The 26,303-nt window shown below is 73.1% G+C and carries 26 protein-coding genes and 1 riboswitch; of the genes, 9 read left to right on the forward strand and 17 right to left on the reverse strand.

Going from position 1 to position 26,303, the window contains the following annotated elements; all coding sequences use genetic code 11:
- Nucleotide 1: 1 nt before the first annotated feature.
- The 5 genes from HNR10_RS06015 to fmt form a co-directional block, all read right to left on the reverse strand.
- Complete coding sequence (locus HNR10_RS06015) at nucleotides 2-1,042, reverse strand: phosphatase PAP2 family protein (protein WP_246406077.1); 1,041 nt, start codon at nucleotides 1,040-1,042, stop codon at nucleotides 2-4.
- A 177-nt stretch (nucleotides 1,043-1,219) separates the two neighbouring features.
- Nucleotides 1,220-1,888: a ribulose-phosphate 3-epimerase gene (gene rpe, locus HNR10_RS06020; protein WP_179821507.1), complete on the reverse strand. Its 669-nt coding sequence runs from the start codon at nucleotides 1,886-1,888 to the stop codon at nucleotides 1,220-1,222.
- A 69-nt stretch (nucleotides 1,889-1,957) separates the two neighbouring features.
- Entirely contained in the window at nucleotides 1,958-2,374 is a 417-nt protein-coding gene (locus HNR10_RS06025; RefSeq protein WP_179821509.1) for a DoxX family protein, read from the reverse strand.
- 184 nt (nucleotides 2,375-2,558) lie between these two features.
- On the reverse strand, nucleotides 2,559-4,043 hold the full coding sequence (locus HNR10_RS06030; RefSeq protein WP_179821511.1) for an RsmB/NOP family class I SAM-dependent RNA methyltransferase: 1,485 nt from the start codon (nucleotides 4,041-4,043) through the stop codon (nucleotides 2,559-2,561).
- A 53-nt stretch (nucleotides 4,044-4,096) separates the two neighbouring features.
- On the reverse strand, nucleotides 4,097-5,032 hold the full coding sequence (gene fmt / locus HNR10_RS06035) for a methionyl-tRNA formyltransferase (protein WP_179821512.1): 936 nt from the start codon (nucleotides 5,030-5,032) through the stop codon (nucleotides 4,097-4,099).
- 200 nt (nucleotides 5,033-5,232) lie between these two features.
- Between fmt and HNR10_RS06040 the strand changes: the two genes are divergently transcribed.
- On the forward strand, nucleotides 5,233-7,455 hold the full coding sequence (locus HNR10_RS06040) for a primosomal protein N' (protein WP_179821514.1): 2,223 nt from the start codon (nucleotides 5,233-5,235) through the stop codon (nucleotides 7,453-7,455).
- Nucleotides 7,456-7,466: 11 nt separating this feature from the next.
- Here HNR10_RS06040 and HNR10_RS06045 read toward each other — a convergent pair whose 3' ends face one another.
- From HNR10_RS06045 to HNR10_RS06060, 4 genes are all read right to left on the reverse strand, one after another.
- Nucleotides 7,467-8,012, reverse strand: coding sequence for a DinB family protein (locus HNR10_RS06045; protein ID WP_179821516.1), 546 nt, complete (start codon nucleotides 8,010-8,012; stop codon nucleotides 7,467-7,469).
- A gap of 128 nt (nucleotides 8,013-8,140) precedes the next feature.
- The gene (locus HNR10_RS06050; RefSeq protein WP_179821517.1) at nucleotides 8,141-8,779 is read right to left on the reverse strand and encodes an SAM-dependent methyltransferase; all 639 of its coding nucleotides are present in this window, start codon (nucleotides 8,777-8,779) and stop codon (nucleotides 8,141-8,143) included.
- A gap of 254 nt (nucleotides 8,780-9,033) precedes the next feature.
- Entirely contained in the window at nucleotides 9,034-10,239 is a 1,206-nt protein-coding gene (locus HNR10_RS06055; protein ID WP_179821519.1) for a hypothetical protein, read from the reverse strand.
- 88 nt (nucleotides 10,240-10,327) lie between these two features.
- On the reverse strand, nucleotides 10,328-11,683 hold the full coding sequence (locus HNR10_RS06060; protein WP_179821521.1) for an aminotransferase class V-fold PLP-dependent enzyme: 1,356 nt from the start codon (nucleotides 11,681-11,683) through the stop codon (nucleotides 10,328-10,330).
- Nucleotides 11,684-11,744: 61 nt separating this feature from the next.
- Nucleotides 11,745-11,859: riboswitch (SAM riboswitch) on the reverse strand.
- 220 nt (nucleotides 11,860-12,079) lie between these two features.
- On the opposite strand from HNR10_RS06060, the gene HNR10_RS06065 reads away from it, so the two are divergent.
- The 3 genes from HNR10_RS06065 to HNR10_RS06075 all read left to right on the forward strand — a co-directional run bounded on the left by HNR10_RS06065 (nucleotide 12,080) and on the right by HNR10_RS06075 (nucleotide 15,046).
- Entirely contained in the window at nucleotides 12,080-12,463 is a 384-nt protein-coding gene (locus tag HNR10_RS06065; protein ID WP_179829563.1) for a DUF3870 domain-containing protein, read from the forward strand.
- Between the two features lie 8 nt (nucleotides 12,464-12,471).
- Entirely contained in the window at nucleotides 12,472-13,770 is a 1,299-nt protein-coding gene (locus tag HNR10_RS06070; protein WP_376769736.1) for a CaiB/BaiF CoA transferase family protein, read from the forward strand.
- A gap of 82 nt (nucleotides 13,771-13,852) precedes the next feature.
- Nucleotides 13,853-15,046, forward strand: a complete 1,194-nt coding sequence (locus HNR10_RS06075) for an acyl-CoA dehydrogenase family protein (protein WP_179821525.1) — start codon at nucleotides 13,853-13,855, stop codon at nucleotides 15,044-15,046.
- A gap of 86 nt (nucleotides 15,047-15,132) precedes the next feature.
- Here HNR10_RS06075 and HNR10_RS06080 read toward each other — a convergent pair whose 3' ends face one another.
- A complete protein-coding gene (locus HNR10_RS06080; protein ID WP_179821527.1) occupies nucleotides 15,133-15,297 on the reverse strand; it encodes a FitA-like ribbon-helix-helix domain-containing protein in 165 nt (54 codons plus the stop codon).
- 71 nt (nucleotides 15,298-15,368) lie between these two features.
- Here HNR10_RS06080 and HNR10_RS31100 point away from each other — a divergent pair, with 71 nt between their 5' ends.
- The 3 genes from HNR10_RS31100 (at nucleotide 15,369) to HNR10_RS06090 (ending at nucleotide 17,241) form a co-directional block, all read left to right on the forward strand.
- Nucleotides 15,369-15,650 carry a hypothetical protein gene (locus HNR10_RS31100; protein ID WP_246406079.1) on the forward strand — a complete coding sequence of 94 codons (282 nt, stop codon included), beginning with the start codon at nucleotides 15,369-15,371 and terminating at the stop codon, nucleotides 15,648-15,650.
- Between the two features lie 111 nt (nucleotides 15,651-15,761).
- Nucleotides 15,762-16,691: an RNA-guided endonuclease InsQ/TnpB family protein gene (locus HNR10_RS06085; protein ID WP_312889133.1), complete on the forward strand. Its 930-nt coding sequence runs from the start codon at nucleotides 15,762-15,764 to the stop codon at nucleotides 16,689-16,691.
- 82 nt (nucleotides 16,692-16,773) lie between these two features.
- A complete protein-coding gene (locus tag HNR10_RS06090; protein WP_179821529.1) occupies nucleotides 16,774-17,241 on the forward strand; it encodes a nitroreductase/quinone reductase family protein in 468 nt (155 codons plus the stop codon).
- A 64-nt stretch (nucleotides 17,242-17,305) separates the two neighbouring features.
- Here HNR10_RS06090 and HNR10_RS06095 read toward each other — a convergent pair whose 3' ends face one another.
- The 7 genes from HNR10_RS06095 to HNR10_RS06125 form a co-directional block, all read right to left on the reverse strand.
- A complete protein-coding gene (locus tag HNR10_RS06095) occupies nucleotides 17,306-19,483 on the reverse strand; it encodes a RelA/SpoT family protein (RefSeq protein WP_179821531.1) in 2,178 nt (725 codons plus the stop codon).
- Between the two features lie 629 nt (nucleotides 19,484-20,112).
- Nucleotides 20,113-20,661, reverse strand: coding sequence for an adenine phosphoribosyltransferase (locus tag HNR10_RS06100; RefSeq protein ID WP_179821533.1), 549 nt, complete (start codon nucleotides 20,659-20,661; stop codon nucleotides 20,113-20,115).
- 150 nt (nucleotides 20,662-20,811) lie between these two features.
- Nucleotides 20,812-21,177, reverse strand: a complete 366-nt coding sequence (yajC, locus tag HNR10_RS06105) for a preprotein translocase subunit YajC (RefSeq protein WP_179821535.1) — start codon at nucleotides 21,175-21,177, stop codon at nucleotides 20,812-20,814.
- 266 nt (nucleotides 21,178-21,443) lie between these two features.
- Nucleotides 21,444-22,562: a Holliday junction branch migration DNA helicase RuvB gene (ruvB, locus tag HNR10_RS06110; RefSeq protein WP_179821537.1), complete on the reverse strand. Its 1,119-nt coding sequence runs from the start codon at nucleotides 22,560-22,562 to the stop codon at nucleotides 21,444-21,446.
- Nucleotides 22,563-22,637: 75 nt separating this feature from the next.
- Nucleotides 22,638-23,252: a Holliday junction branch migration protein RuvA gene (gene ruvA, locus HNR10_RS06115; protein WP_179821538.1), complete on the reverse strand. Its 615-nt coding sequence runs from the start codon at nucleotides 23,250-23,252 to the stop codon at nucleotides 22,638-22,640.
- A gap of 49 nt (nucleotides 23,253-23,301) precedes the next feature.
- Nucleotides 23,302-23,850 (reverse strand): crossover junction endodeoxyribonuclease RuvC, encoded by a 549-nt coding sequence (ruvC, locus tag HNR10_RS06120; RefSeq protein WP_179821540.1) that lies wholly within the window; start codon nucleotides 23,848-23,850, stop codon nucleotides 23,302-23,304.
- Between the two features lie 97 nt (nucleotides 23,851-23,947).
- On the reverse strand, nucleotides 23,948-24,595 hold the full coding sequence (locus HNR10_RS06125; protein ID WP_179821542.1) for a TetR/AcrR family transcriptional regulator C-terminal domain-containing protein: 648 nt from the start codon (nucleotides 24,593-24,595) through the stop codon (nucleotides 23,948-23,950).
- Nucleotides 24,596-24,691: 96 nt separating this feature from the next.
- On the opposite strand from HNR10_RS06125, the gene HNR10_RS06130 reads away from it, so the two are divergent.
- Nucleotides 24,692-25,357, forward strand: a complete 666-nt coding sequence (locus HNR10_RS06130) for a DUF998 domain-containing protein (protein WP_179821544.1) — start codon at nucleotides 24,692-24,694, stop codon at nucleotides 25,355-25,357.
- Nucleotides 25,358-25,402: 45 nt separating this feature from the next.
- Entirely contained in the window at nucleotides 25,403-26,257 is an 855-nt protein-coding gene (locus tag HNR10_RS06135) for an NUDIX hydrolase (RefSeq protein ID WP_179821546.1), read from the forward strand.
- The last annotated feature ends 46 nt before the right edge of the window (nucleotides 26,258-26,303 follow it).

Raw genomic sequence — 26,303 nt, forward strand, 5'->3', positions numbered from 1 at the left:
GTCATGCGCGGTCAGGACCGGTGGGCGTGTCGGCGTCCCGGTCGGCCCGGGCGGCCAGCCCGCCGCGGACGAACATCTCCGGAGCGGCGAAGGTCGCCCAGAACGCGAGCGCGGAGTAGACGGCGTAGGCGGCCACCGCCGCGGCGAGCCCCGTCAGGTCGCGGAAGAGGAGGTGGCCGACGACCTCGAGGAGCAGGACCACGGAGATCCCCAGGGCGAAGCGGCCGGCCCGCGCGGTGAGGGTTCCGGCGGCGCTGAAGCCGCCGCGGCGGTCGAGCAGGGTGAGGCCGGTGACGCCGCCCAGCAGGGCACCGGCCGCGGTGAACAGGCTCTCCAGGCTGTGCCCGGCGGGGTCGGCGGGCGTGGAGCCGATCCAGTCCGCCGGAGGCGCCCAGTCCGCGCGCACGCCGAACTGCCACAGGACGGCCAGGACGCACGGGAGCAGGGACGCGAGGACGAGGTAGAGGGCCCAGCGGCGTGTGTCGAGCCCGCGCCACCAGCCGAGGACGCGGTCCTCCCAGCGCAGGGCGGCCCACAGCACGGCGCCGCCGAGCAGGAGTCCGGCCAGGACGTCGCTGACGAAGTGCACGCCGAGGTAGACGCGGGAGAGGCAGATCAGCGCGATGAGGACGCCGGCGGCCCACATCCAGCGCCGGTCGCCGGATTTGGCGCCGAGGTAGCCCCACATGACGGTCGAGCCCTGGGCGTGGCCGGAGGGGATGCCGAAGCTCGACTCGGTGGAGTGGGTGGAGACATTGGCGCTGAACCAGTAGGGGCGCGCGCCGTAGAACAGGGACTTCAGCAGGGTGTTCAGGGTCGTCGACGCGATCAGGACGACGAACAGGCGCGCCCCGACACTGGCGTTCACGCACCAGAAGACGAGCGCGACCAGGATGATGAAGGCGGTCTGCGAGCCGATGGCGGTGATGAGCTCGAAGGGGACGGAGAGCCAGTCGCCCAACCCCTGGAACCAGAGGATGGGTGTGGTCTCCGCCTCCCAGAGCACGTCCATGGCCAGTTGCTCGGAGGTCCCAGCGTTCAACGCGTACTCCACGGGTCCGCGCCTGGCAACGCGCTCACGCCGCGCCGCTCCCCCGGTTCGCGCCCGCGCACAGGGGAAGACGGAGCCGCGACCAAGCGAAATCTACGACTGTCGAGCGGTCATCCTAGGGCGGGCGCGGCCCGGGGGCCAGTGCCGTGGGGCAGCGCGCCGGGATCGTTACGGCTTGGCGGCGGCGACGGCGAGGTCGCGCAGGGACTCCACGGCCTTGGCGGGGTCCTGGGCGCCGTAGACGGCCGAGCCCGCCACGAAGACGTCGGCTCCGGCCTCGGCGGCGCGCTCGATGGTCTCGGTGCTGACGCCGCCGTCGATCTGGAGCCAGACGGAGGCCTCGCGGCTGTCGAGGAGCTCGCGGGCGCGGCGGATCTTGGGCAGGACCAGGTCGAGGAACTTCTGGCCGCCGAACCCGGGCTCGACGGTCATCAGCAGGAGCATGTCCATCTCGCCGATGAGGTCCTCGTAGGGGTCGACCGGTTCGGCGGGGTTCAGCGCGAGGCCCGCCCGGGAACCGTGCCTGCGGATCTCCCGCAGGGTGCGCACCGGGGCGCCGGCGGCCTTGGCGTGGATCGTGACGCTGCCCGCGCCGGCCTCGGCGTAGGCGGGCGCCCAGCGGTCGGGGTCGTCGATCATCAGGTGGCAGTCCAGCGGCGTGGAGGTCGCCTTGAGCAGGGATTCGACGATGGGCAGGCCGAGCGTGAGGTTGGGCACGAAGTGCCCGTCCATCACGTCGACGTGCAGCCAGTCGGCTGCGGGCGAGACGGCGGCGGCTTCGTCGGCGAGGTGCGCGAAGTCGGCGTTCAGGATGCTGGGTGAGATCTGGATGGCCACAAACCGCAGTCTAGCCAGCTCGCGCGCGTCCCCTTCCCCGCCGGGTGCGGTGCGCGTGCGGGCCGGGGCTCACCGCCGCAGCAGCGCGGCCAGTTCGCGCGTCCGCGGCCAGCGGCCCCAGGCCACCAGGGCGAAGACGACGCCGAGGATCGTCGTCTGCACCGCGAAGACCTGGTAGCCGGGCGTGATGAGGTTGCTGGCGGTGGCGCCCACCATCACTCCCAGAAGCCCCAGCGCGGCCAGGCCGGACAACCACGGGATCAGCAGGCCGACAGCGCCGGCGACCTCGACGACGCCGGTGACGTACCGCAGCCACTGCCCCAGGCCGATGTCGTCGAACAGTCGGACCGAGGCCTCGGTTCCGAGCAGCTTGCCCCCGCCCTGGAACAGGAAGAAGGCCGCGAGCAGGATCTGGACCGCCCACAGGATGATGTTCAGCGTGCGGCCCCGCTGCGGCGGGCCGCCCTCGGTGTCGCTCGGGCTCACGTATCCGTCCCCTCCTCGGCCTGGGAGCCGTCCGCCGGCGGTCGGGTCCGGGTACGGCCGGCGCCGGCGCCTCTCCCCTGCCTTCCTTCCCACGACGGAGGCTCTCCACCACACCTGGCGCAGGACAGGCCCGATCCGGCCTGATCCGGCCCGATCGGGTCCGATCCGGCCGGACCCGCCTCGGTCAGACCCGGTAGACCCCGGGTCGGGCCCCGGTCCTGCGGAACAGGGCCAGGAACATGGCGTCGGTCCCGTGGACGTGCGGCCAGAACTGGACGTACTTCCCGTCCGGTCCGGCGGCGAGGTCGGGGACCTCGTCGAGGTAGTCGGCCGCGCGGAGCAGCGTGAGGTCGTCACGCTCGCCCAGGACCCGCTGGACGATCGCGTCGGTCTCGTCCAGGTGCGGCGAGCACGTCACGTAGGCGACCACGCCGCCCGGGCGGGCCGCGTCGGCGGCGCTGGTGAGGAGATCGTGCTGGAGCGGCGCCAGATCGACGACCGACTGCGGGGTGCGCCGCCAGCGGGACTCCGGGCGGCGGCGCAGGGCGCCCAGGCCCGTGCACGGCACGTCCGCCAGGACCCGGTCGAACGCGCCCGGCCGCCAGGCCGGCCTGGTCCCGTCGGCGGCGACGACGCGTCCGGCGTCGCGCGGGGCGCGGCGCACGGCGGAGGCCACCAGGCCCGCGCGGGCGGGCAGGGTCTCGGCGGCCAGCAGGCGGCCCTCGCGCCGGCCGGCGAGCGAGGCCAGCAGGCCCGCCTTGCCTCCCGGGCCGGCGCACATGTCGAGCCAGAGCCGGTCGTCCCCCTGCGCGTCCACACGGGTGAGGGCCAGGGCGACGAGCTGGCTGGCCTCGTCCTGCACGGCGGCCCGGCCCTGGCGGATCTCGCGGATGCCCGCCGGGTCGCCCTCGGGCAGGTAGGCCGCGAACGGCGAGAACCGGGCCTCCTCGGCCCCGGCCGCGACGAGGTCGGCGACCGTGGACCGGCCCGGCTTGGCGACGAGGGTCACGCGGGGCCGCTCGTTGTGCGCCACGAGCAGGCGCTCGGTCTCGACCAGTCCGGTGGACGAGTGCTCTCCCAGTGCCCGCGCCAGCGCCTTGACCACCCAGCGGGGGTGGCTGTGCACCACGGACAGGTAGCCGCTCGGGTCGCGTTCGCGGTCCGGGGCGATGACGGTGGTCCACTCGTCCAGGTCACGGGCGGAGACCTTGCGCAGAACGGCGTTGACGAACCGGCCGCGGTGGTGTCCGACCACGCGCCGGCCCAGGTCGACGGTCGCGCTGACGGCCGCGTGCGGGGGGATCTTGGTGGACAGGAGCTGGTGCGCGCCGAGCCGGAGCACCGGCAGCACCTCGCGGTCCACCGAGGCGAGCGTGCGGTCCACGCAGGCTTCGAGGATCGCGTCGTAGGTCCCCTGGCGGCGCAGTGTCCCGTAGGTGAGCTCCGTGGCCAGGGCGGCGTCGCGCCCGCTCATCCCCCGCTCGTTGAGGAGCGCGGGCAGGAGCAGGTTGGCGTAGGCGTCCCGCTGCTCCACGGCCGCCAGCACGTCGTAGGCGACCCTGCGGGCCGGGTCGCGCGGCTGGGGCGGCCCGGCCTTGCCCTGGCCACCGCCCTGATTCGGCTTCCCTCGTCGGGGACGGCGGTACGGGGATCGGGACTGCTCGCTCAACGTGTAACTGCCTCAACAGAGCCGGGGAAGGGTCAGCACGATGCTATGCCAGCTCAGCGGCCGAGGCGGTCGTCTTCGGTGGGACGCACGCCACGCGCCCAGTCCACGGCCGCCATCGGCCGCTTGCCCTGCGGCTGCACATCGCCGAGGACCACCGGGTGCGTGCTCGTCCCGACGATGACTCGCTTCTTGTCGGCGTGCAGCTGCCCGGGATCGAGCACCGGGGTGTCGGCCTCGGGCAGCGGCGTGACCGGGCCCAGCTTCAGCCGCGCGCCACGGAAGGTGGTCCAGGCGCCCGGCGCGGGGGTGCACGCGCGGGCCACGCGGTCCACGCGCCGCGCCGGCGCGGTGAAGTCGACCTCGGCGTCCTCGGTGGAGAGCTTGGCGGCGTAGCTGACCTCCGCGTCCTGCTGCTCCACCGGGCTCAGCGTCCCCGCCTCGATCCCGTCCAGCGTGCGCTTGAGGAGTTCGGCGCCCGAGTGGGACAGCCGCTCCAGCAGGTCACCGCTGGTGTCGGTGGGCCGCACGTCCTCGGCGACGGTCCCGAAGACCGGTCCGGCGTCCAGCTCCTTGACGATCCGGAAGGTCGACGCCCCGGTGACGTCGTCGCCGTGCAGCACCGCGTGCTGGACGGGCGCGGCGCCGCGCCAGGCGGGCAGCAGGGAGAAGTGCAGGTTCACCCACCCGTGGCGGGGGATGTCCAGCGCCGACTGGGGCAGCAGCGCCCCGTAGGCCACGACCGGGCAGCAGTCCGGCGCGATCTCGGCGAGCCGCTCCAGGAACTCCGGGTCGCGGGCCTTCTCCGGCTTGAGGACCTCGATCCCGGCGCTCTCGGCCAGCTCGCCGACCGGACTCGCCGCGACCTTCCGTCCGCGTCCCGCGCGGGCGTCGGGGCGGGTGACGACGGCGACGACCTCGTGGTCGGAGTCGATGAGCGCCCGCAGCGACGGCACGGCCACCTGCGGTGTTCCGGCAAAGACAAGCTTCATCAGTCGGGGTCCTTCCACTGGCCGGGGTCCGTCCCCGGAGCTCGCCGCGCACCGGGGCGGGGGTGGCCGCCGGACGCCGTCGCGAGGCAGCACGGAGCCCGGCGGGCGCGGTCTGTCGGTTCCCCAGTTCTACCAGCCGCGCTCGCGCGCCCCACCGCGAACGCGGAGAGGTGTCGGTGGATTCTGGTACACCAGAGATGATGACAGCGCAGCCCGGCCCGTCCGACCAGCCCGATGACGCCCTTTTCGACCTGGCGGAGCTGGTGGACCCCAAAACCGCGGCGAAGGCCAAGGCCGAGCAGGCCGTCCGCCCGGCCCCGAAGCGGCCCGCCGGGCGGCTCTCGGTCGCGCGCGTCATCGTGGACACCCCGCTGCCGCACCTGGACCGCTACTTCGACTACCGAGTCCCCGCCGACCTGGACGAGGCCGCCGTCCCCGGGTGCCGCGTGACGGTGGTCTTCAAGCACCGGCAGCTCAGCGGTTTCCTCGCGGAGCGGGTCGAGCGGTCGGAGTTCCCGGGCCGACTGGCCTACCTGAGCTCGGTGGTCTCTCCGGAACCGGTGCTCGCCCCGGAGATCCTGGACCTGGCCAGGGCGGTCGCCGACCGGTACTCCGGCACGTTGAACGACGTGCTCCGGCTGGCCGTCCCACCGCGCCGGGCGCGGGTGGAGAAGGAAGCAGATCCGGCGGAGGCGGAGCCCGGGGGCACCGAGGCGGAGGCGGAGCCCGCGGACACGGAGGCATCGGCCGGGGACGCGGTGGCGAACTCGGGCGAGGACGCCGAGGAGACCACCCGGAAGGAGTGCGCGAGCCCTTGGGACGCCTACCCCGACGGCCCCGCCTTCCTGCGGGCCCTACGGGAAGGGCATCCGGCCCGCACGGTGTGGGACGCCCTGCCGGGGCCGGACTGGGTCGACGCCGTCGCGGCGGCCGCCGAGGCGGCACTGGACGGGGGCCGCGGCACGGTGATCGTGGTCCCCGACAGCCGTGACGTCCGAGCGGTGGACGCGGCGCTGACCCGGCGCCTGGGCGAGGGCAGGCACGTCGCGCTGCCCGCCGACCTCGGCCCCACCCCCCGGTACCGACGCTGGCTGTCGGTGCGGCGCGGACGCGTCCAGGTGGTGGTCGGATCGCGCACGGCCATTTTCGCCCCGGTGCGGGACCTCGGCCTGGTCGTACTGTGGGACGACGGCGACGACCTGCACGTCGACCCGCACACTCCCTACCCTCACGCTCGCACCGTGCTCGCGATGCGCGCCCACCGCGCCGGGGCCGGAGCCCTGATTGGCGGCCGTACCCGCACCACCGACGCCCAACTCCTGGTCGAGTCCGGGTGGGCCGGATCACTCACCGCCGACCGCGCCACGCTGCGCCGCCTCGCCCCCCAGGTGCGCGCCGCCGGGGACGACCGCGAACTCGCCCGGGACGAGGCGGCCCGCACCGCCCGGATCCCCAACCTGGCCTGGCGCACCGCGCGTGAGGCGTCCCGCACCGGCCCCGTCCTCTTCCAGGTGCCGCGCCGCGGCTACCTCAACACCCTCGCCTGCGCCGGGTGCCGCGAGCCTGCGCGCTGCGACGGCTGCCGGGGGCCGCTGTCGATCAGTACGGCCCATGCCATGCCCTCCTGCACCTGGTGTGGCCGGCTGGCCGGGCAGTGGGCGTGCCCGGAGTGCGGGGTGACCCGGATGCGCGCCGTCGTCGTGGGCGCCCGCCGCACCGCCGAGGAGCTGGGCCGCGCCTTCCCCTCGCTGACCGTGCGCACGTCCGGCCGGGAGGAGGTGCTCACCGAGGTCGACGACCGGCCCTCGCTGGTCGTCGCCACGCCCGGCGCCGAACCCGTCGCGAAGAACGGGTACGCGGCCGCGGTGCTGCTGGACGGCTGGGCGCTGCTCAACCGGATGGACCTGCGCGCGTCGGAGGAGGCGCTGCGCCGCTGGCTGAACGCCTCCGCCCTGGTCCGCCCCGGCGGCACCGTGGTGGTGTCCGCGGACGTCGCGCTCCCCGTCGTACAGTCCCTGGTCCGCTGGGACCCCTCCGGGTTCGCCGAACGCGAGCTGGCCGAACGCCGCGAGTTGGGCTTCCCGCCCGCGGTGTCGATGGCCTCGGTCACCGGCGCCCCCGAACACGTGCGCGAGCTGCTCGACCAGGTGGACCTGCCCGAGGGCGTCGAACTCCTGGGCCCGGTCCCCGTGGCCCCGGACCGCGCGGCGGGCCCGGAGCGGGGTGCGGCCGAGGCGTCCGCCGAGAGCGGCGGGGCGCGGCGCGAGGACGGCACGCATCCCCGGGAGCGCGCCCTGCTGCGGGTGCCCCGGAGCGGTGTCGGCGCCCTGGCCCGCGCGCTGAAGGTCGCCGCCTCCGCACGCAGCGCCCGCCGGGACGAGCACCTGGCCCAGGTCCGCGTGGACCCGCTGCACGTGGTCTGACCGGCGCCCGCTCAGCGGCGGTCGGGCGGCAGGGCGCGGTACAGGTCGCGGATGAGCGCCACCTCGGCCCCGTGATGGATCAGCTCCCGGTTGAGGTGCAGCACCAGGGCGACCATCGGGAAGTCCGACCACTGGGCCGACTCCGCGCCGCCCACCGGGGCGGCCAGAGCGTCGTCGTCCATGGACTGGATCTGCTCCGACCAGGCGAGGTAGGCATGGCGCAGGCGCTGTTTGGCCTCGTCGACGTTGCCGGGCCAGTTGACGGTGTCGCGGGTGTAGGTGCGGTCGCCGAAGTGCCAGTTGATGCGGGTCTCCAGCACGTCCACGACCAGGTGGCCCAGCCGCCAGGCGATGGTCGTGACCGGCGGCGGATCGGGTTCGGGACTGGCGCCGTCGGGCCGGAACCGGCCGTCCTCGCCCCGGCTGACGGTCCATGCTCCGGGCACCGGCTCCCACAGGTACTCGTCCTCGGTCAGCCCCTCCAGCCGGGGCCAGAGCGAGAAGTCCCAGTAGAACTGCACCTGCGCGAGGATCTCGCCGTTCCACCTCACCGCCATCGCGGTCCCCCCTTCGTCGTGCGGGCGCGTCGGCCCCGCCCTCCACCTCAACGGAGCCTTCGGCCCAGCCCACCCGTCTCCCACCATCGCCCCGCGGGCCACGTCGTGGAGGGGCGGTGCTACCACCCTCAACGGAGCCTTCGGCCCAGTCCCCCTAGGATCCCCGTTCCCTGGGCGGACACGTCCTCGTCCGGGTAGGGCCACCACGTGAGGTCGGCGACCCCTGGTTCGATGGGGTGGAAGGGGCGGAAGGCGCGCTCGACGGTGCGCCGGGGGGCGGTCGAGGCCAGGGCGAGGTAGCCGCCGCCGCGCATGAGGGCGTGCAGGTCGGCGATGTGGGCCGGCGGGTCGTCGGCGGTGAAGGGGCGGGTCATCAGAACGGCGACGGGCTCGTCGAAGTCGACGAGCCCGGAGGTTCTGAGGCGCCGCGTGAGCGCGCCGTCGCCGGAGCCGTCCCCGGTGATCACGGTGGTACCGGAGGAGGACAGCATCCCGGCGGCGCCCCGCGGCGCCACGTGGACGAGCCGGGCGTCGGCGCGGGCGGCGCGGACGCGTTCGGCGGTGCCGGGGGCCGGACAGCCCCAGTCGACGAACTGGGTGACGCCGGCGTCCGCGCACAGGAAGTCGATCACGCGTCCCAGGAAGGCCTGGTGCAGTCGGGTCTCCTCGGACACGGCGGGCTCGAGGGGCCGGGCACGGGCGCCCAGGCTCACCACGCGCGAGGTCTGGAGGGGGATCTGCGCAGGCGGGTGGCAGGCGGCCGTCATGCGGCCCGGTTTCGGCCCCCGGACATCCGTCACGTACTCGCTCCCCCAGCCGGTTCGCTCGCGGGAGGCAGGACGGTCCTCCCGCGCGGACCGATCGGGCCCCGGGGTATCGCGCCTTGCCGTCAGGGCCCGATCGTACCGCCTGGGAACGTGATCCCCCACACACCCCTGAGTGTTATGCGCCCCATTTCGCCGTTTGTGGCTCCCTGGGGCACAAGAGGTTCGGGTGGCGCCCCGCCGCGTCCACCGGAGGGTCAGACGCCGCCGCCTCCCCCGCCGTCTCCTCCTGCGCCGCCGCCTCCCCCGCCGTCTCCCCCAGCGCCCCCGCCCCCGGCGTCGCCACCGAAGGAACCGCCGCCCGCCCCGTGGTAGCGCCGCCTCGGTCCCCTCCGCCACAGTTCGTCAGCGGCACGGGCCACAGCCTCGCGCTCCGCGTCTCGACGGAGGTACTCGCTTTCGATCCGCTCACGCTCCTTCCGTGTCCTCCGCCACGATTCGGCGACGGCGCGTGCCCGGGCCTCGGCCTTCGCGTCCCGACGCCGCTTCTCGCGCGCGATCCGTTCGCGCTCCGCAGGCTGTTCGAGCAGCAGTTCGGCGTGATCGTCCAGCAGCGCCCCGGCCAGGTCCACCAGACGCGTGTACCGTCCGGCCCTCGTGCCCACGGCGGACCTCAGCTCCTGCCTCAGGGCGTCACGGCAGCGCGGGTCCTGGAGTCGGCGGCCGCAGACCATCCGGGCGAGGCCGAACTTCGGCCGGGCGGCCCACCGGTCGCCCCGTTCCCCGTGCGGACTCCACTCACCGGACAGGACCCGATCCAGGGCGGCCGCCTCCCGGGGCCCCGCCCTCCGGCCCGCCAGGATCAGTGCCGCGATCAGCACGGCGGTTCCCAGGAAGGCCGTCACCACCACCGCACCCGGGCCCCGGTCCGGGGGCGCCAGGGCCACCGACAGCCCGAAGTACGCGAACGGGACCAACGCGAGGGGAACATCGGGAACGACACCGGTACGACTGATGTGCCGGCAGCGCGGACGAATCCGCCGCCGTTCCCACCGGATGAGCCTCTCCACGGTGAGTGTCAGGTCCCGTGTCGTGCCGGAGAACCGTGCGCCGCGCTGCCAGCCCACGCACTCCTTCACCAGGTCGCGAGCCGGATGCTCCGTCAGGTCCAGGCCCTTGCGTGCGGACAGTCTCCAACGCACAGGCCCCTCCGGGGTCCCGGTGCGCTCCTGCCGGACGTCCAGCAGCCGGTGCGCGGCGAGGTCGACCAGAAGCGCGACCGCGCGGTGGAAGTCGTGTCCCCCCAGCGGGCCCGCGCCCGTCCGACCCCTGTCGACCGCCTCCCCGCTCCCCCAGAAGGGGACGTCTTGGGGACGGAGCCGCTCCAGCCGCCTGAACCACAGTGCCCAGGCCGCGGCCATCACGAGCAGTCCGGCCGCCAGCAGCACCAGGTCCTGCACCACACTCCACTCCACTCGGGCACCTCCGCGCGGGGTCGTGCCCGGGGCGCGCGCCGCGAACCCCCGATGGCCCGCTCCGGCCACGCGGGTGTCACAGGACGTTGCGGGGGTCCGGGGCAGGGGCCAGGCGGCCGTCGCAGTCGGCGTACTCCCACCGGGGCCCGTGCGCGACCAGGTCGGCGACCGCGCCGACGAGCCGGTCCACGTGCTCCACGGTCGTGCCCACGCCCAGGCTCGCCCGCACCGCCTGCGCGTGGCCGTCGGCCAGCAGCGCCCGGGTGAGCTGGTGGGCGCAGAACAGCCCGTCGCGGACACCGATGCCGTACTCCGCCGAGAGCGCCGCCGCCAGCAGGTCGGCGGGCAGTCCGTCCACGGTGAAGGACACGATGCCCACGCGCGGGTGCCCGTCGCCCCACAGCGCCAGCTCGCGCACGCCGTCGATCTCCGCCAGGCCCGCGCGCAGCCGTTCCAGCAGCGCCGACTCGCGGATGTGCAACAGTTCCTGGGCGGCCGGGGTGAACGCCTCGCAGGCGGCGGCCAGAGCGACGGCGCCCAGCACGTTCGGGCTGCCCGCCTCGTGCCGCGCGGGCAGGTCGTTCCACACGACGTCGTGCTCGGTGACCAACTGGGTCGCGCCCCCGCCGGAGAGATAGGGCGTGGCCGCGCGCAGCCAGTCGGCGCGGCCGGCCAGCACGCCGGAGCCGAACGGCGCGTAGAGCTTGTGCGCGGACAGGGCCACGTAGTCGGCGCCCGTCTCCGAGAGGCTGAAGGGCAGGTGCGGCACGTACTGGGCGGCGTCGACCACCACCTGGGCGCCCTCGGCGTGCGCGACCGCCACCAGCTCCTCGACCGGCCAGATCTCCCCGGTGACGTTGGAGGCGGCGGTGACGCACAGAAGGGTGGGGCCCTCGGGCGCGGCGCTCAGTGCCGCGCGGGCGGCCTCGACCGCCTCCTCCGGGGAGGACGGCAGGGGCAGGCGCTCGACCCGTCCGGCCCGGGAGGCGGGGTGCTCCCAGGGCAGCAGGCTCGCGTGGTGCTCGGACTCGAAGACCACCACCGTGCAGCCCTCGGGCACCGACCGCGCCAGCAGGTTGAGCGCGTCGGTGGTGCCGCGTACGAACACCACCGCGTCCGCGGGCTCGGTCCGCACGCCCAGGAACCGCGCCACGCTGCGGCGGGCCCGCTCGTAGGCGTCGGTGCTCACCTGCGAGTGGTGGCCCGCGCCGCGGTGCACGCTGGCGTAGTAGGGCAGGGCCGCGGCCAGCGCGTCGGCGACGGCGGTCAGGCACGGGGCGCTCGCCGCGTAGTCGAAGTTCGCGTACTCCACGCGCTCGCCCGTGACCAGCGGAACACCGCCCTCGGCGGCGACGATCGTGCACTCGGCGGAGGGCACGGCGTGCGCGGTGCGGGCGGCGGGAGCGGTGTGGGTAGGGCTGACGGCGGTCATGGGGCACCTCTTCTGTGGGTCGTGGGACCCACAGGGGTGCCGGAAACGGCAACGCCTCAGGGGTCCGCGCTTGTCTGACACGGTCGTGTCGGGACCTGGTCCTCACCCGGGGCACCCCACCGCGGATGGAGGGTTGCCGACCAGCTAGCCGGGGCTTAGCGCTGGTACTCGTGACCTGCTCAGGAGGCTAGCACAGCGTCGCGGACGGTCAACCCCGTGTCCGGGTGTGGCCCGCGACACCCCCCCGCTTGACACTCCGCGGACCCGCTGCGCCATACTGAGCCCACTGCCTGCCCTCACGCCGCGGGTGTCCGGTTCCCCCGGCCGCCCTCCAGGCGCGAGACTCCAGAGCGTTGGAGTTTTCGCATGCCTGCCCGCGAGCGAGAGGTGAGTCCGTTGCACGGCGACGACCGAATTCAGCAGTTGTTCCGCGACCCCAGAGTCGTCCTGATCTCCGGCTACGCCCGTCTGCCCGACTCGGTGGCGAGCCACTCCCAGTACCAGCGGCTCGGCGTCGTCCTCGCGGTCGACAGCTCCGACGGCCGGATCGTCGCCGCGGACACCACCCTCCTGACCGACCTGGCCAAGGACTTCTTCCGGGCCCTGGTCGAGGGCGCCTCGGTCACCGAGGACATCGCCGAGATCGTGCAGCGGGTACAGACGAGGTACGCGGGCCAGTCCGGTGCCGCGCTGACCACCGCCCTGCGCCGCTGCCTGGAGACCTACTACCAGATGCGGGACGGCGACCAGCTGCCCGGCGACCCCGACGGCAAGGAGTGACCACGCCCGTGACCGACACCCCATCCAGCACCGCGCCGCTGCCCCTGGCGGGGGTACGCGTGGCCGACCTGTCCCGGGTCCTGGCGGGCCCCTACGCCACGATGCTCCTCGCCGACATGGGCGCGGAGGTGATCAAGGTCGAGCAGCCCGGACGGGGCGACGACACCCGCGCCTGGGGGCCGCCGTGGGCGGTCCGGGCCGAGGACGCCACCGGCACCACCGACCCGACCACCACGGCCGACGCGCCCGGCTCCGCGGACGAGCACCCCGGGGAGTCCGCCTACTTCCTGTCGGTGAACCGCAACAAGCGCAGCCTCGCGGTGGACCTGAAGGACCCCGACGGCCTCGCCGCCGTCCAGGACCTGTGCGCCTCCTGCGACGTGGTCGTGCAGAACTTCCGGCCCGGGGTCGCCGAGCGGCTCGGCCTGGGCTACGCGGCCGTCCGGGCCCGCAATCCGGCGGTCGTGTACTGCTCGGTGAGCGGGTTCGGGCCGGAGCACGAGCCCAGCGGCCGGCCGGGGTTCGACATCGTCGTTCAGGCCGAGAGCGGGCTGATGGCCACCACCGGCCCGGCGGAGGGCCCGGCGAGCAAGGTCGGCGTGGCCCTGACCGACGTCCTCACCGGACTCAACGCCGCCGTGGGCATCCTGGGCGCCCTCATGCGGGCCCGGGCCACCGGTGTGGGCGAGGACGTCAGCGTGTCCCTCATCAACTCGACCCTGTCGGGCCTGGTCAACCTCACCCAGCAGGCCCTGGTCACGGGCGAGGAGCCGGCCCGGATGGGCAACGCGCACACCACGATCGTGCCCTATCAGGTCTTCCCGACCGCCGACGCCGACATCGTCGTCGCCGCCGGCAACGACGCGCTCTACCGTCGGCTGTGCGCCGCGATCGGCCGCGACGACCTGGCCGCCGACCCCCGCTACGCGACCAACCGGGGGCGCGTCGCCCACCGCGAGGAACTGGTCGGCGCGCTGACCGACACCCTGCGCTCGCGCGGCGCCGACCACTGGATGACCGTTCTCGTGGACGCGGGCGTCCCGGTGGGCCGCGTGCGCGGCGTGCTCGACGCCCTCCGCACCGCCGACGCGGGCGGCGACGACGTCCTGCGCACCGTGGAGCACCCCACCGCCGGTCTGCTGCAACAGGTCCGCGCCGGCTTCCGGCTGGAGGGCTCTCCCCCGCCGCTGACCGCGCCGCCCCTGCTGGGGCAGCACTCCCGACGGCTCCTGGCCGAGCTCGGGGTGAGCACCGAGCGCATCGACGCCATGGTCAAGCGCGGCACCGTCCAACAGGCGGACGTGTGAACCGCCCGATCCGACCCGCCGCCGCCCACGGCACCGACCACCGGCCCGCCGGGCCGACCGCACCACGAAGGGACACCCACCGATGAGCTACTCCCAGCGCCGGCCCTCCGCCCCGGACCCGCGCGACTTCCTGGCCGTGGACGCCACGCTGTCCGACACCGAACGCGACGTCCGCGACGCCGTGCGCGGCTTCGCCACCCGCGAGCTGCTGCCGAACGTGGCGGACTGGTTCGAGGCCGGGACGCTGCCCGACCCGCGCGGCCTCGCCAAGGCCTTCGGCGACCTCGGGGTGCTGGGCATGCACCTGGAGGGCTACGGCTGCGGCGGCTCCAGCGCGGTCGCCTACGGGCTGGCCTGCCGCGAGCTGGAGGCGGTCGACTCCGGGCTGCGCAGCTTCGTGTCCGTGCAGGGCTCCCTGGCCATGGCCGCCCTCCACAAGTACGGCTCCGAGGAGCACAAGCGGGAGTGGCTGCCGCGCATGGCCGCCGGCGACGCGATCGGCTGCTTCGGCCTGACCGAGCCCGACTCCGGTTCCGACCCCGGCTCCATGCGCACCCGCGCCCGCCGCGACGGCTCCGACTGGGTGCTCAACGGCACCAAGATGTGGATCACCAACGGCTCGGTCGCCGACGTGGCCGTGGTGTGGGCCGCCACCGACGACGGCATCCGCGGGTTCGTGGTCCCCACCGACGCCCCCGGCTTCTCCGCCAACGTCATCCACAGGAAGCTGTCCCTGCGCGCCTCGATCACCGCCGAGCTGGTGCTGGAGGACGTGCGGCTGCCCGGCGACGCGGTGCTGCCGCTGTCCAAGGGCCTGGGCTCGCCCCTGTCCTGCCTGAACGAGGCCCGCTACGGCATCGTGTGGGGCGTGGCCGGAGCCGCGCGCGCCTGCTACGAGGCGGCCCTGGAGTACGGGCTCACCCGTGAGCAGTTCGGGCGGCCGATCGCGGGCTTCCAGCTCACACAGCGCAAGCTGGCCGACATGGTCGTGGACGTCAACCACGCGAACATGACGGCGCTGCGGATCGGCCGGCTCAAGGACGCCGGCGAGTGCCACCACAACCACGTGAGCTTCGGCAAGTTCTCCTGCGTGGCCGCCGCCCAGCGGGTGGCCGCCGCCGCCCGCTCCGTGCACGGCGCCAACGGCATCACCCTGGAGTACCCGGTGATGCGGCACATGGTGAACCTGGAGACGGTCGCCACCTACGAGGGCACCGAGGAGATCCACGCCCTGAGCATCGGCCAGGCCGTGACCGGCCTCTCCGCCTTCCGGTGACCGGGGCCCGCGCCCCGCGCGGGTATACCGGGGTGCGGTGGCCCGCCGCCACCCTCCACCGATTTTCGCGCGAGGCTGCCCGACATTCAGTCAGCGTGTGAATCGCGCCCTCTCGAACTCTGAACCGAATCGTCGGTGGCCTGTCGGAGGATGCGGAGCACCTGGGCATGCAGCGACCGGTCCTCCTCCTGAGCGAGGTGTTTGAGTGCGGCGTGCAGTTCTTCGGGCAGCCGTAGCGTGATCTGCTTCATGGGCCCAAGGTAACCCCGCGTCAACCCGAAAGTAGGCTACATAGAGCCCATAATGATGGTAAAATGATGGCATGCCCAGGTTCAGGTTCAGGTTGCACCCCACGCACGCACAGTTGGTGGTGATGCTCGGTCACTGCGCGCAGGCGCGGCATACCTGGAACCTGGCGTGGGAGGTCAACCGCACCTACCGCAAGGGCGGGGCCCGCACCGCCAAGCCAGTACGTTGGGCGGGTATGTGCGCGATGCTCACCCAGGTGCGCCGCACCCCCACCGACGACATGAGTGCAGAGGAAGCCGACTACTTCGCGTGGGTGTCCTCCGGCAACGCCGACATACAACAGCAGGCGCTCTAGGACTTCGACCAGGCGTTGGCGGCCTTTCTTGGCGGTTCGCGCGGCTGCCCCCAACGGCGTAAGAAGTACCGTAACGAGGGGTTCCGCGTCATCGGTACCGGACGCGTCCCGGTGTTCGACACCTCGGGCGAGCCGGTGTTGAACGCCAAGGGCAGGCAGGTGCACGCCCGGCAGGTCCTCGTCCAGAAGCTCAACAAGAAGTGGGCGCAGGTCAAAGTGCCCGGGTGCGGATGGGTAAAGTTCCGCAACACCCGACCCGGCCTGCCGGACGCCAAATCGTTCCGCGTCACCTACCGGGCTGGAAAGTGGCACGTGGCGTTCGCTGTCATCCCAGACCCGGTCGATGCCCCCGGCAACGGCGAGACCGTTGGGATCGACCGCGGGGTAGCCATCACCGCCGCCTTGTCCGACGGGCGGGTTCTCAACTGCCCGCATTTGTCGGTGAAGGAGCGCGCCAAGCTCCGCAAGCCCCAGCGGCGTGCCTCCCGCACCGGGAAGGGCAGCCTCCTGTGCAAGGCGGAACACACCGAAGCAGCACGGCTGAAGGCGAAGGAGGCCAACCGGTGCAAGGACTGGTGCGAGAAGACCTCCACCATGCTCGCTCGGTCCTTCGACACCATCAGGTTCGAGAAGCTGCACATCAAACACATGACCCGCTCCGCTAGGGGAACCGTTGACGAACCGGGGAAACAGGTCTCCCAGAAAACCGGTTTGAACCGCGCGATCCTCGCTCAGGGGTGGGGACTCCTCCGCCAGCGTACCGAGGACAAGGCCCCCGGCCGGGTCGAGGACGTCCCGACCGCCTACACCAGCCTGCGTTGCAGCGACTGCCATTGGATCGATAAGAACTCTCGCAAGAGCCAAGCGAGGTTCGTCTGCTCCAACTGCGGATTCACCTGCAACGCAGACTTGAACGCTTCCAATAACGTCGCGGCAGGACAGGGCGGTAACAGCCGTCCCCGGCATTCAGCCGGTGCCGGAGGGATGACCAGGCGAAGCCTGCGAGTGTCCGTGAACCCCAGCAACGCCATCTCGCCTTGAGCTGGAGCCGGCTGGAATCCCCGTCTCTTCAGGGAGGGGAGGATGTCAAAATGGGAGGCATCCGATCGAGAGGGTTGCCGAGATGGTCAACGAGCCGGCGAAGCGGTTCGAGATGACGCGGTTGCGGCGTACGGCCAATGCCGTCATCAGCAACTTCGTCAAGTACGGGGCGTGCCCGCCCGAGATGCACCTGCTCACCACGCGCGGGCGCAGGTCCGGGTTCCTGCGCACCGTCCCGATCAGCGTCCTGGACAGCGAGCGCGGCCGCTGCCTCGTCGCCCCGTACGGGGAGGTGGACTGGGTGCGCAACCTGCGCAAGGACGGGTTCGCCACCCTGCGCCAGGGCGGCTGGATCGAGCTCATCAGCGTCCGGGAGCTGGAGCACGAGGAGGCGGCGCCGCTGCTGAGGGAGTACCTGCAGCACCCGAGGGCGGCCGTGGTGGGACCGTACTTCGACACCCCGCCGGAGGCACCGGACGAGGCGTTCGTGGACGAGGCCGCCGCGCACCCGGTGTTCGCGATCGTGCGCTCCACCACGATCCGGATCTGAGCGGCCCCCGGGTCGCGAACCGCGCCGCCCTCCGGCGCCCCCTCGGGGGCCGGGGGCGGCGTCCTCAGTTGCGGACGCGGTAGACGTCGTAGACGCCGTCGACGCCGCGCACCGCGCGCAGCACGCTCCCCAGGTGCGCGGGGTCGGCCATCTCGAAGGTGAACCGGCTCTGCGCGACGCGGTCGCGGCTGGTCTGCACGGTCGCGGACAGGATGTTCACGTGCTGGTCGGAGAGCACCCGGGTGATGTCGGACAGCAGCCGGGAGCGGTCCAGCGCCTCCACCTGGAGCGCCACCAGGAACATCGAGTCCTCGGTGGGCCGCCACTGCACCGCCACCATGCGCTCGGTGTCCAGGGTCTTGGCGTTCACGCAGTCCGCGCGGTGCACGGACACCCCGTTGCCGCGGGTGACGAAGCCGACGATGTCGTCGCCGGGCACGGGGGTACAGCATTTGGACAGGCGCACCCACACGTCGGCGTCGCCCTCGACCACCACGCCCGGGTTGCCGGTCTTGGTCCGGCGGACCGCCGTCCTGCCGGGCAGCGCGGACTCGGCGATGTCCTCGGTGTGGCTCTCCAGCCCGCCCATGGAGTCCACGAGCTTGGACACCACGTTCTGCGCGCTCACCTGGTGCTCGCCCACCGCCGCGTACAGCGAGTCCACGTCCGGATAGCGCAGGTCGCTGGCCAGGGCGATGAGCGCCTCGCCGCTGAACATGCGCTTGACGGGGAGCTCCTGCTTGCGCATGACCTTGGCGATCTCGTCCTTGCCCTGCTCGATCGCGGCCTCGCGGCGCTCCTTGGTGAACCAGTGCCGGATCTTGTTGCGGGCGCGGGCGCTCTTGACGAAGTTCAGCCAGTCGCGGCTGGGCCCGGCGTCGGGGTCCTTGGAGGTGAGGATCTCCACGGCCTCGCCGTTGTGCAGCTCGTTCTCCAGCGGCACCAGGCGGCCGTTGATGCGCGCGCCGACCGTGCGGTGGCCGACCTCCGTGTGCACGGCGTAGGCGAAGTCCACGGCGGTGGCGCCCTGGGGCAGCGAGATGACGTCGCCCTGCGGGGTGAAGACGAACACCTCCTGCACCGACAGGTCGAAGCGCAGCGACTCCAGGAACTCGCCCGGGTCCTTGGTCTCCTGCTGCCAGTCGATGAGCTGGCGCAACCACTGCATGTCGGTGGTGCCCTTGGCCTTGGGCTCGGAGGCGCCGGTGCGGTCCTCCTTGTACTTCCAGTGCGCCGCGATGCCGTACTCGGCGCGGCGGTGCATGGCGCGGGTGCGGATCTGCAGCTCGACCGGGTTGCCCGAGGGACCGATGACCGTCGTGTGCAACGACTGGTACATGTTGAACTTGGGCATCGCGATGTAGTCCTTGAACCGCCCCGGCACGGGGTTCCACCGCGCGTGGATGGTTCCCAGGGCCGCGTAGCAGTCGCGGACGCTGTCCACCAGGACCCGTACCGCGATGAGGTCGTAGATCTCGTCGAAGCCGCAGTTGCGGGCGATCATCTTCTGGTAGATCGAGTAGTAGTGCTTGGGCCGCCCGCGCACGGTCGCCTTGAGCTTGGACTCGCGCAGGTCCGCCGAGACCGCCTCGATGACCTCCTGGAGGTAGACGTCGCGGCGCGGGGCGCGCTCGGACACCAGGCGGGCGATCTCGTCGAAGCGCTTGGGGTAGAGGGTGGCGAAGGCCAGGTCCTCCAGCTCCCACTTGATGGTGTTCATGCCCAGCCGGTGGGCGAGCGGGGCGAAGATCTCCAGCGTCTCGCGGGCCTTCTTCTCCCGTTTGGCCTTCGACGGGAGGTAGCGCAGGGTCCGCATGTTGTGCAGGCGGTCGCACAGCTTGATGACCAGGACGCGGATGTCGCGGGCCATGGCCACGACCATCTTGCGGACGGTCTCGGCCTGGGTGGCCTCGCCGTACTTGACCTTGTCCAGCTTGGTCACACCGTCGACGAGCTCGGCGATCTCGTCGCCGAAGTCGGACCGCAGCTCGTCCAGCGAGTACTCGGTGTCCTCGACGGTGTCGTGCAGCAGGGCGGCGGCCAGGGTGGCCTCCTGCATGCCCAGTTCGGCGAGGATGGTCGCCACGGCCAGCGGGTGGGTGATGTAGGGGTCGCCGCTCTTGCGCTTCTGCTCGCGGTGGTGGTGCGCGGCGACCTCGTAGGCGCGCTCGATCAGCCGCACGTCCACCTTCGGATGGGTGGCGCGCACGGTCTTGATCAGTGGTTCGAGCACCGGGTTCATCGTTACTCCCCGCTGGGCGCCGAGTCGGGCGAGTCGCCTGCGGACCCGCACTGTGGAGGGCGTGGTGGAAGGGGTGGACGCCGGGCGCCCCGGGGTCCCCGCCCCGGAGACGTCGGAGGGCGCCGCATCCGTCGCGGCGCCCTCCGGGCGGTCCCCCTGTGGTCTTTCGCTCGCCGACACACGTGTCTCGTCGGTTCGCGCGGGCGCACGGGTCCCGTCGGCCTGCCCTCCCGGCGCGTCCGGGCGCCGGGCCCCGGAGGCGTCCGGCCGCGGTCCGCTCGCCGATACGGCCCCGGTCGAAACCACTTCGTTGGGCATGCCTACCTCCCGCGGTCCGTCCGGTCGCGCGGGCGTCTTCGACGTCGAAGGCGTCGCCCGGTTCCACCGGTACACGTGCGTGTCGTCAAGGGCCAGTCTCCGACGTGGCCGCCGCGGTGTCTCCCCCACGGACCGCCCCCGCGGTCGCGGGAGGCGATCCCCGTCTGCTGGTCGCGGTCCGACGTCTCCCACGTGACCCTGTGTGACACGTATCACCTGGGGTGTGACCCCCAGTGTAGGAGTAGATCAACGATGGCGGGCCCTCTCCCATTCCCGTCGGGTACGGAGAGGGTGGAACGCGGATCGTCGGTTCAGACCGAGAGGAGGCAGTGCGGCTCCACGTCGGGCAGCTTCTCGCGTCCCTGGAGCGCGGCGAGTTCCATCAGGACGGAGAATCCCACGACCGTACCACCCGCTCTGCGGACGAGTTCCACCGCGGCCCTGCCGGTGCCACCGGTCGCGAGGACGTCGTCGACGATGAGCACACGGCTGCCGGGGTGGAGCGCGTCGGCGTGGATCTCGACGGTCGCGGTCCCGTACTCCAGATCATAGGCCTGGCCGATGGTCCGCGAGGGCAGTTTCCCGGCTTTGCGCGCCGGGACGAAGCCCGCGCCCAGTTCCAGGGCGACGGGGGCGCCGAAGATGAACCCGCGCGCCTCCAGTCCGATGACGTGGTCGACCCCGGTGTCACGGAAGGGCGCGGCCAGCGCGGACACGGTCGCGGCGAGCGCGTGCCGGTCGTTGAGCAGCGGCGTGATGTCCTTGAACAGGATGCCGGGTGCGGGGAAGTCGGCCACGTCGCGGATGCGGGACTGGATGAGCTCCAGGTCCGGTACGGCGTCGGCGGTGTCGGTGGACATGCGGGACCTCTGCGGTGGGATTCGGGTGCGGGTGGGCCCCACACGGCGGTACCGGCCCCCGCGCGGGGACCGGTACCGAAGTCTGTGGGCCGTCGGAGGGCGGACGCGGCCGCTCCTCCGGGCACGGTCCCCGAGGGGGACCGGGCGGGATCAGCTCTGCGGCTTGTCGTCGTCGCCGAAGTCGGGGCGGTCCTCCACCGGAGTGTCGTCGGCGGCCGGAGTGATGACCTCGCCGATGCCGGCCTTGAGCATCCGGATACGGGTACCCGGGGAGATCTCCAGCACCACGTCGGTGTCGTGGATCTCGACGACGGTGGCGAAGATGCCCGCCTTGGTCATGACCTCGACGCCGGGCACGAGGGCCGACTGCATCTGGTTCTCCTGCTGGCGGCGCTTCTGGTTCGGCCGCCAGAACAGCAGCCAGAAGACCAGCAGGATGAGCAGGAACGGCAGGATCATGGAGAGCAGCCCGCCCGTGGGCTCTCCTGCGGCGGCGAGATGGTAAATGCCCTGCACGGGGGCGTCCTTCCTGACGTTTCGTCGTGTGGCCGACGGATCCGGGTTCGGACACCGCGTCGACCACCTTGAGCATGCCACCCGGTTTCATCCCGGGTCGCACCCGTCACCTGTAACGTTCGACGGGCCCGACACGTTCCGCGTGTGCCGTAGAGACATCCGCGGGGTGCGCGGGGCGGGGCCCCGCGTCGGCTGGTGGACCAAGCTTACGTGGCGCGGGTCACCGTCGGCCCACCGGCGGAGATCGGTGTGTTAACGATCGCCGGTCAGGGCCGCGCGGTGCCCTGGCCACCGGTGCCGTTCCCGCCGGAACCGTTCGCCCCGGAGCCGTTCACGTCGGCGGCCGCGCCGAAGGCGGCGTCCGGCGGCGGGGTCAGCCCCATGTGCGCCCACGCCTGCGGGGTGGCCACGCGCCCGCGCGGGGTGCGGGCCAGGAAGCCGGAGCGGACGAGGAAGGGCTCGGCCACGACCTCCACGGTCTCCGCCTCCTCCCCCACCGACACCGCCAGCGTGGACAGTCCGACCGGCCCGCCGCGGAAGCGGCGCAGGAGGACGTCGAGGATGGCGCGGTCGAGCCGGTCCATGCCCAGTTCGTCGACCTCGTAGAGGCGCAGCGCGGCCCGCGCGGTCTCCAGCGTGAGCCGGCCGTCGCCGCGCACCTCGGCGTAGTCGCGCACGCGGCGCAGCAGCCGGTTGGCGATCCGGGGCGTACCGCGGGAGCGGCCGGCGATCTCGCGGGCGGCGTCGTCCTCGATGGGCGCGCCGAGCAGTCCGGCCGAGCGGTGCAGGATCAGTTCCAGCTCGTCGGGCCGGTAGAAGTCCATGTGGGCGGTGAAGCCGAAGCGGTCGCGCAGCGGCGCGGGCAGCATCCCCGCCCGGGTGGTGGCGCCGACCAGGGTGAAGGGGGCGATCTCGATGGGGATCGCCGTCGCGCCGGGCCCCTTGCCGACCACCACGTCGACCCGGAAGTCCTCCATGGCGACGTAGAGCATCTCCTCGGCGGGGCGGGCCATCCGGTGGATCTCGTCCAGGAACAGGACCTCGCCCTCCTGGAGGGTGGAGAGCACGGCGGCCAGGTCGCCGGAGCGCTCGATGGCCGGCCCGGAGGTGATGCGCAGGGGCGCGCCGAGTTCACCGGCGATGATCATGGCCAGCGTGGTCTTGCCCAGCCCGGGCCCGCCGGACATCAGGATGTGGTCGGGGGCGCGGCCCCGCCGCTGGGCGCTGTGCAGGACCAGGGAGAGCTGTTCGCGGACGCGTTCCTGCCCGACGAACTCGGTCAGCGCCCGGGGGCGCAGGGCGCCCTCCAGCTGCCGCTCGTCACCGTGCGCGTCGGGTGAGACGGCGTCGCGCTCGTAGGCCGACGGCTCGTCCGTGGGTTCCATGGGGGCCGGTCTCCTTGCTGGGACTGTTCGGTGGGTGCCGCGCACACCCTAGGGCGGGTGTCCGCCATGCGCGCCTCAGGCGCGGCTGAGCCTGCGCAGGGCGCTGCGCAGCAGGACGGCGACGTCGGCGGTGTCCTCCGCCTCGGCCGCCACCGCGGAGGCCGCGGTCTCCGCGTCCTTGGCCGACCAGCCGAGGTTGACCAGGCCGGAGACCACCTTCCCGCGCCAGGCGTCGTCGGGGGCGGGGGCGGGTTCGGCCGTGCCGGGCAGGGTGCCGTCGGTGAGGATCGGGCCCTCCAGTTTCCCGGCCAGCTCCAGCACGATGCGCTGGGCGCCCTTCTTGCCGATCCCGGGCACCCGGGTCAGCGCCGCGGTGTCCTCGGTGGCCACCGCGTGGCGCAGGCCGGCCGGGCTGTGCACCGACACCATGGCCAGTGCCAGCCGGGGCCCGACGCCGGAGGCCGTCTGGACCTGCTCGAACATGTGCTTCTCCTCGTCGTCGGCGAACCCGAAGAGCGTCAGGGACTCCTCCCGGACGACGAGGCTGGTGGCGACGGTGCCGGTCTCGCCCACGCGCAGGCGCGACAGGGCGGAGGGGGTGCACTGGACGGTCATGCCGACCCCGCCGACGTCGATCACGGCGGTGCCTGCGCCGCGTGCGGCCACCCGGCCGGTGAGGAACGCGATCATGTCGTGGGGGCACCCGAGGGGGTGCCCGCCTCCTTCCTGGGGGCGGGTGTCACCGGCCCCGCGCCTGGCGGGCCAGCTCCACCTTGCGGGCGAAGTCCTGCTGTGCCTGGGCCACGCGGGCCTGGGCGCCGCCGCGCCAGATGTGGCAGACGGCGAGGGCGACGGCGTCGGCCGCATCGGCGGGCTTGGGGGGAGAGTCGAGTCTGAGGATACGCGCGACCATGTGCCCGACCTGCGCCTTGTCGGCGCGGCCGCTGCCGGTGATGGCGGCCTTGGCCTCACTGGGCGTGTGCAGGGCGACGGGAAGCCCGCGCCGGGCGGCGCAGACCAGGGCGATGCCGCTGGCCTGGGCGGTGCCCATGACCGTGCTCAGGTTGTGCTGGGCGAAGACGCGCTCGACGGCGACGGCGTCGGGCCGGTGGAGGTCGAGCCAGGCGTCGATGCCGCGTTCGATGGCCACGAGCCGCTGGGGGAGGTCGTCGTCGGGGCTGGTCCGGACGGCGTCGGCCCCGAGCAGGGTCAACGGACGGCCGATGGCGCCTTCGACGGCGCCGACACCGCACCGAGTGAGCCCTGGGTCGATCCCCACCACGCGCACCTGCGCCACCTCTCTCGAACGTTCGTTCGCACCATGCTAGCGGCGCCCGCCGACGCCCGCCGCCCGCCGCCCCGGGCGTGTCCGGAGGTGCGTGCGTTCAGGGCGCCGGGGCGGGAGTGCCGGGCCGGGGCGGCGGCGCGATGCCGTCGGTGATCATGCCAAGTCCCTCCTCGAAGGCGTCGTCGCCGTCGGGGTCGCCGCCCTCCCGCAGTGCGGCGGCGAGGGTCGGGACGCCTTCGGTGAGGACGGTGCGCTGTTCCTCGGACATGAGCTCGGGGGGCATGGCGCCCTCGTCGGCATGGCGCCGGTGGTCGGCCTGCCGCTGGAGTGCGGAGCCGAGCACGTAGTGGTCGAGCAGGGCGCCGGCGCGCAGGGCGCGGGCCGGGGTGAAGCCGAAACCGACCAGGACGGCGAGGTCGGCGTCGATGGTCGCGAGTGCCGCCGGTCCGGTCCGGGCTCCCGCGACGACGCGGGCCGCGTCGCGGTGTTCCAGCAGGAGTGCGCGCTGTTCCCGCGCCCGGCGCGCGATCCAGGCCCGCCAGTCCTCGCCCGGTTCGGGCGGACTGTGCGGTACCCGCAGGTGCTCGGCGAGCCGGTCCAGGAGCTCTTGCTTGTTCCGGAAGTGCCAGTAGAGCGCGGGCGACTTCACGTCCAGGCGTTCGGCGAGGCGCCGCACGGTCAGCCGGTCGAGCCCGACCTCGTCGAGCAGTGACAGCGCGGCCTCGACGATCGTCCGCCGGTCCACGGCCCACCTCCCCTCTGACCCACCGGGCGGAGCTTAGCATCGCTAAGGTACCTTAGCAGTGCTAAGGATTTAGCACTGCTAAGGAGCCATGCGACCATGACCCCCTTCCCTTCCACTCGGACCCTTCTGGCCTGCGGTTTCGCCGTCCCGCTGTTCGTGGTGGTGATCCTGGCCGAGGGCGCGTTGCGCCCCGACTACGAGCCGCTGCACCGCTTCGGCAGCGAACTGGCCCTCGGCCCACGCGGGTGGATCCAGACCGCGAACTTCGTTCTCACCGGCCTGGCGATCCTCGCCTTCTCCGTCGGACTGCGGCGCGCGATGCCCTCGGGCCGTGGCGCGCTCGCCGTCCCGTCCCTGACCGCGGTCGTCGGTGTGTGCGCGATCGTCGGGGGCGCGTTCCCGGTGGACCCGGACGGTGCCCGGACGGCGGCCGGAGCGATCCACGGCGCCAACGTCGTGCCCTTCCACCTCGCCCTCTGCGCCGCCGCCGCGATCATGGCCGGACGCCTGGCCGCCGAGCCCCGCGGACGCCCGTGGGCGTGGTACTGCGCGGCCACCGCCTTGGCGACACCGGCCACGATCGCCGTCGCGCTCGCGCTCGCCGACACGGGGGCGTTCCACGGCCTGTGGCAGCGGATCGGCCTCACCACCGGCCTGGGCTGGTGCGCCGCCATGGCCTGGTACCTCCTGCGCTCCGACGGCCGAGCCGCCCGAGCCACACGACAAGGGGATGGACGGAATCCGCCCGCGGTGCTAGGTTGATCTCAGCAAGAGAAAAACTCACTCTGAGAACAACCGGAGGGCCACGTGACCGGCGAGCGGACACCACGGCAGGACGACGGCGAACGCCGCTTCCTGGACGCCTACGACCCCGGCGCCTACGCACCCGCCGCGGTCACCGTGGACGTCGCCGCCCTCACCATCCGCGCCGGTGTCCCCCACGTGCTGCTGATGCGCCGGACGGCGCGTCCGCAGCTCGGCTGGTGGGCGCTGCCGGGCGGGTTCGTCCGGGCCCAGGACGGACCGGACGGCCCCGCCGACCCCGACCTGCCCGACGCCGCCCTGCGCGTGCTGTCGCAGAAGACCCCGCTGCCCACGGAGCTCCACCTGGAACAGCTCGGCACCTACGGCGCCCTCGACCGCGACCCGCGCATGCGGGTGATCTCCGTGGCCTACGTGCTCCTGGCGCCCGACCTGCCCGACCCCGACACCGACGCCGACCGGGCCGCCTGGATCCCGTGGTCCGTGCTCGGCCACGGCATCGGCGACAGCCGAGATCGGGGCGGGCACGGCGGCGGTGACGACGATCGGGGCGGCCGCGCCGAGATCGAACTCGCCTTCGACCACGCGCGCATCGTCGCCGACGCGGTCGAACGCGCCCGCTCCAAGCTGGAGTACACGGCGCTGGCCACCGCCTTCCTGCCCCCCGAGTTCACGATCACCGCCCTGCGCGAGGTCTACGAGGCCGTGTGGGGGCGCCCGCTGCACGGGGCCAACTTCCACCGCAAGATCCTCGCCACCCCCGGGTTCGTCGAGGACACCGGTCGTCTCGCCGACCGGGGCGGCTCCGGCGGCGGACGCCGCGCCCGCCTCTACCGGCCGGGCGGTGCCGCGTTCCTGCACCCCCCGCTGCTGCGCGGCGCCCAGTCCGCCCCCGCCTAGCCCCGGCCCCCGGCACCCGCCCGCCCGTCCCCGATCGATCCCCAGG

This window comes from Nocardiopsis aegyptia (genome assembly GCF_013410755.1).
In the GTDB taxonomy this organism is placed as follows: Bacteria; Actinomycetota; Actinomycetes; order Streptosporangiales; family Streptosporangiaceae; genus Nocardiopsis; species Nocardiopsis aegyptia.

Excerpts from the sequence above, each read along its gene's own strand:
- fmt (WP_179821512.1), bottom strand. The coding sequence starts at position 5,032 with ATGAAGCTTGTCTTTGCCGGAACACCGCAGGTGGCCGTGCCGTCGCTG.
- HNR10_RS06040 (WP_179821514.1), top strand. The coding sequence starts at position 5,233 with ATGACAGCGCAGCCCGGCCCGTCCGACCAGCCCGATGACGCCCTTTTC.
- HNR10_RS06045 (WP_179821516.1), bottom strand. The coding sequence starts at position 8,012 with ATGGCGGTGAGGTGGAACGGCGAGATCCTCGCGCAGGTGCAGTTCTAC.
- HNR10_RS06050 (WP_179821517.1), bottom strand. The coding sequence starts at position 8,779 with ATGACGGCCGCCTGCCACCCGCCTGCGCAGATCCCCCTCCAGACCTCG.
- HNR10_RS06060 (WP_179821521.1), bottom strand. The coding sequence starts at position 11,683 with ATGACCGCCGTCAGCCCTACCCACACCGCTCCCGCCGCCCGCACCGCG.
- HNR10_RS06075 (WP_179821525.1), top strand. The coding sequence starts at position 13,853 with ATGAGCTACTCCCAGCGCCGGCCCTCCGCCCCGGACCCGCGCGACTTC.
- HNR10_RS06080 (WP_179821527.1), bottom strand. The coding sequence starts at position 15,297 with ATGAAGCAGATCACGCTACGGCTGCCCGAAGAACTGCACGCCGCACTC.
- HNR10_RS31100 (WP_246406079.1), top strand. The coding sequence starts at position 15,369 with ATGCCCAGGTTCAGGTTCAGGTTGCACCCCACGCACGCACAGTTGGTG.
- HNR10_RS06090 (WP_179821529.1), top strand. The coding sequence starts at position 16,774 with ATGGTCAACGAGCCGGCGAAGCGGTTCGAGATGACGCGGTTGCGGCGT.
- HNR10_RS06095 (WP_179821531.1), bottom strand. The coding sequence starts at position 19,483 with ATGAACCCGGTGCTCGAACCACTGATCAAGACCGTGCGCGCCACCCAT.
- HNR10_RS06100 (WP_179821533.1), bottom strand. The coding sequence starts at position 20,661 with ATGTCCACCGACACCGCCGACGCCGTACCGGACCTGGAGCTCATCCAG.
- ruvB (WP_179821537.1), bottom strand. The coding sequence starts at position 22,562 with ATGGAACCCACGGACGAGCCGTCGGCCTACGAGCGCGACGCCGTCTCA.
- ruvA (WP_179821538.1), bottom strand. The coding sequence starts at position 23,252 with ATGATCGCGTTCCTCACCGGCCGGGTGGCCGCACGCGGCGCAGGCACC.
- HNR10_RS06130 (WP_179821544.1), top strand. The coding sequence starts at position 24,692 with ATGACCCCCTTCCCTTCCACTCGGACCCTTCTGGCCTGCGGTTTCGCC.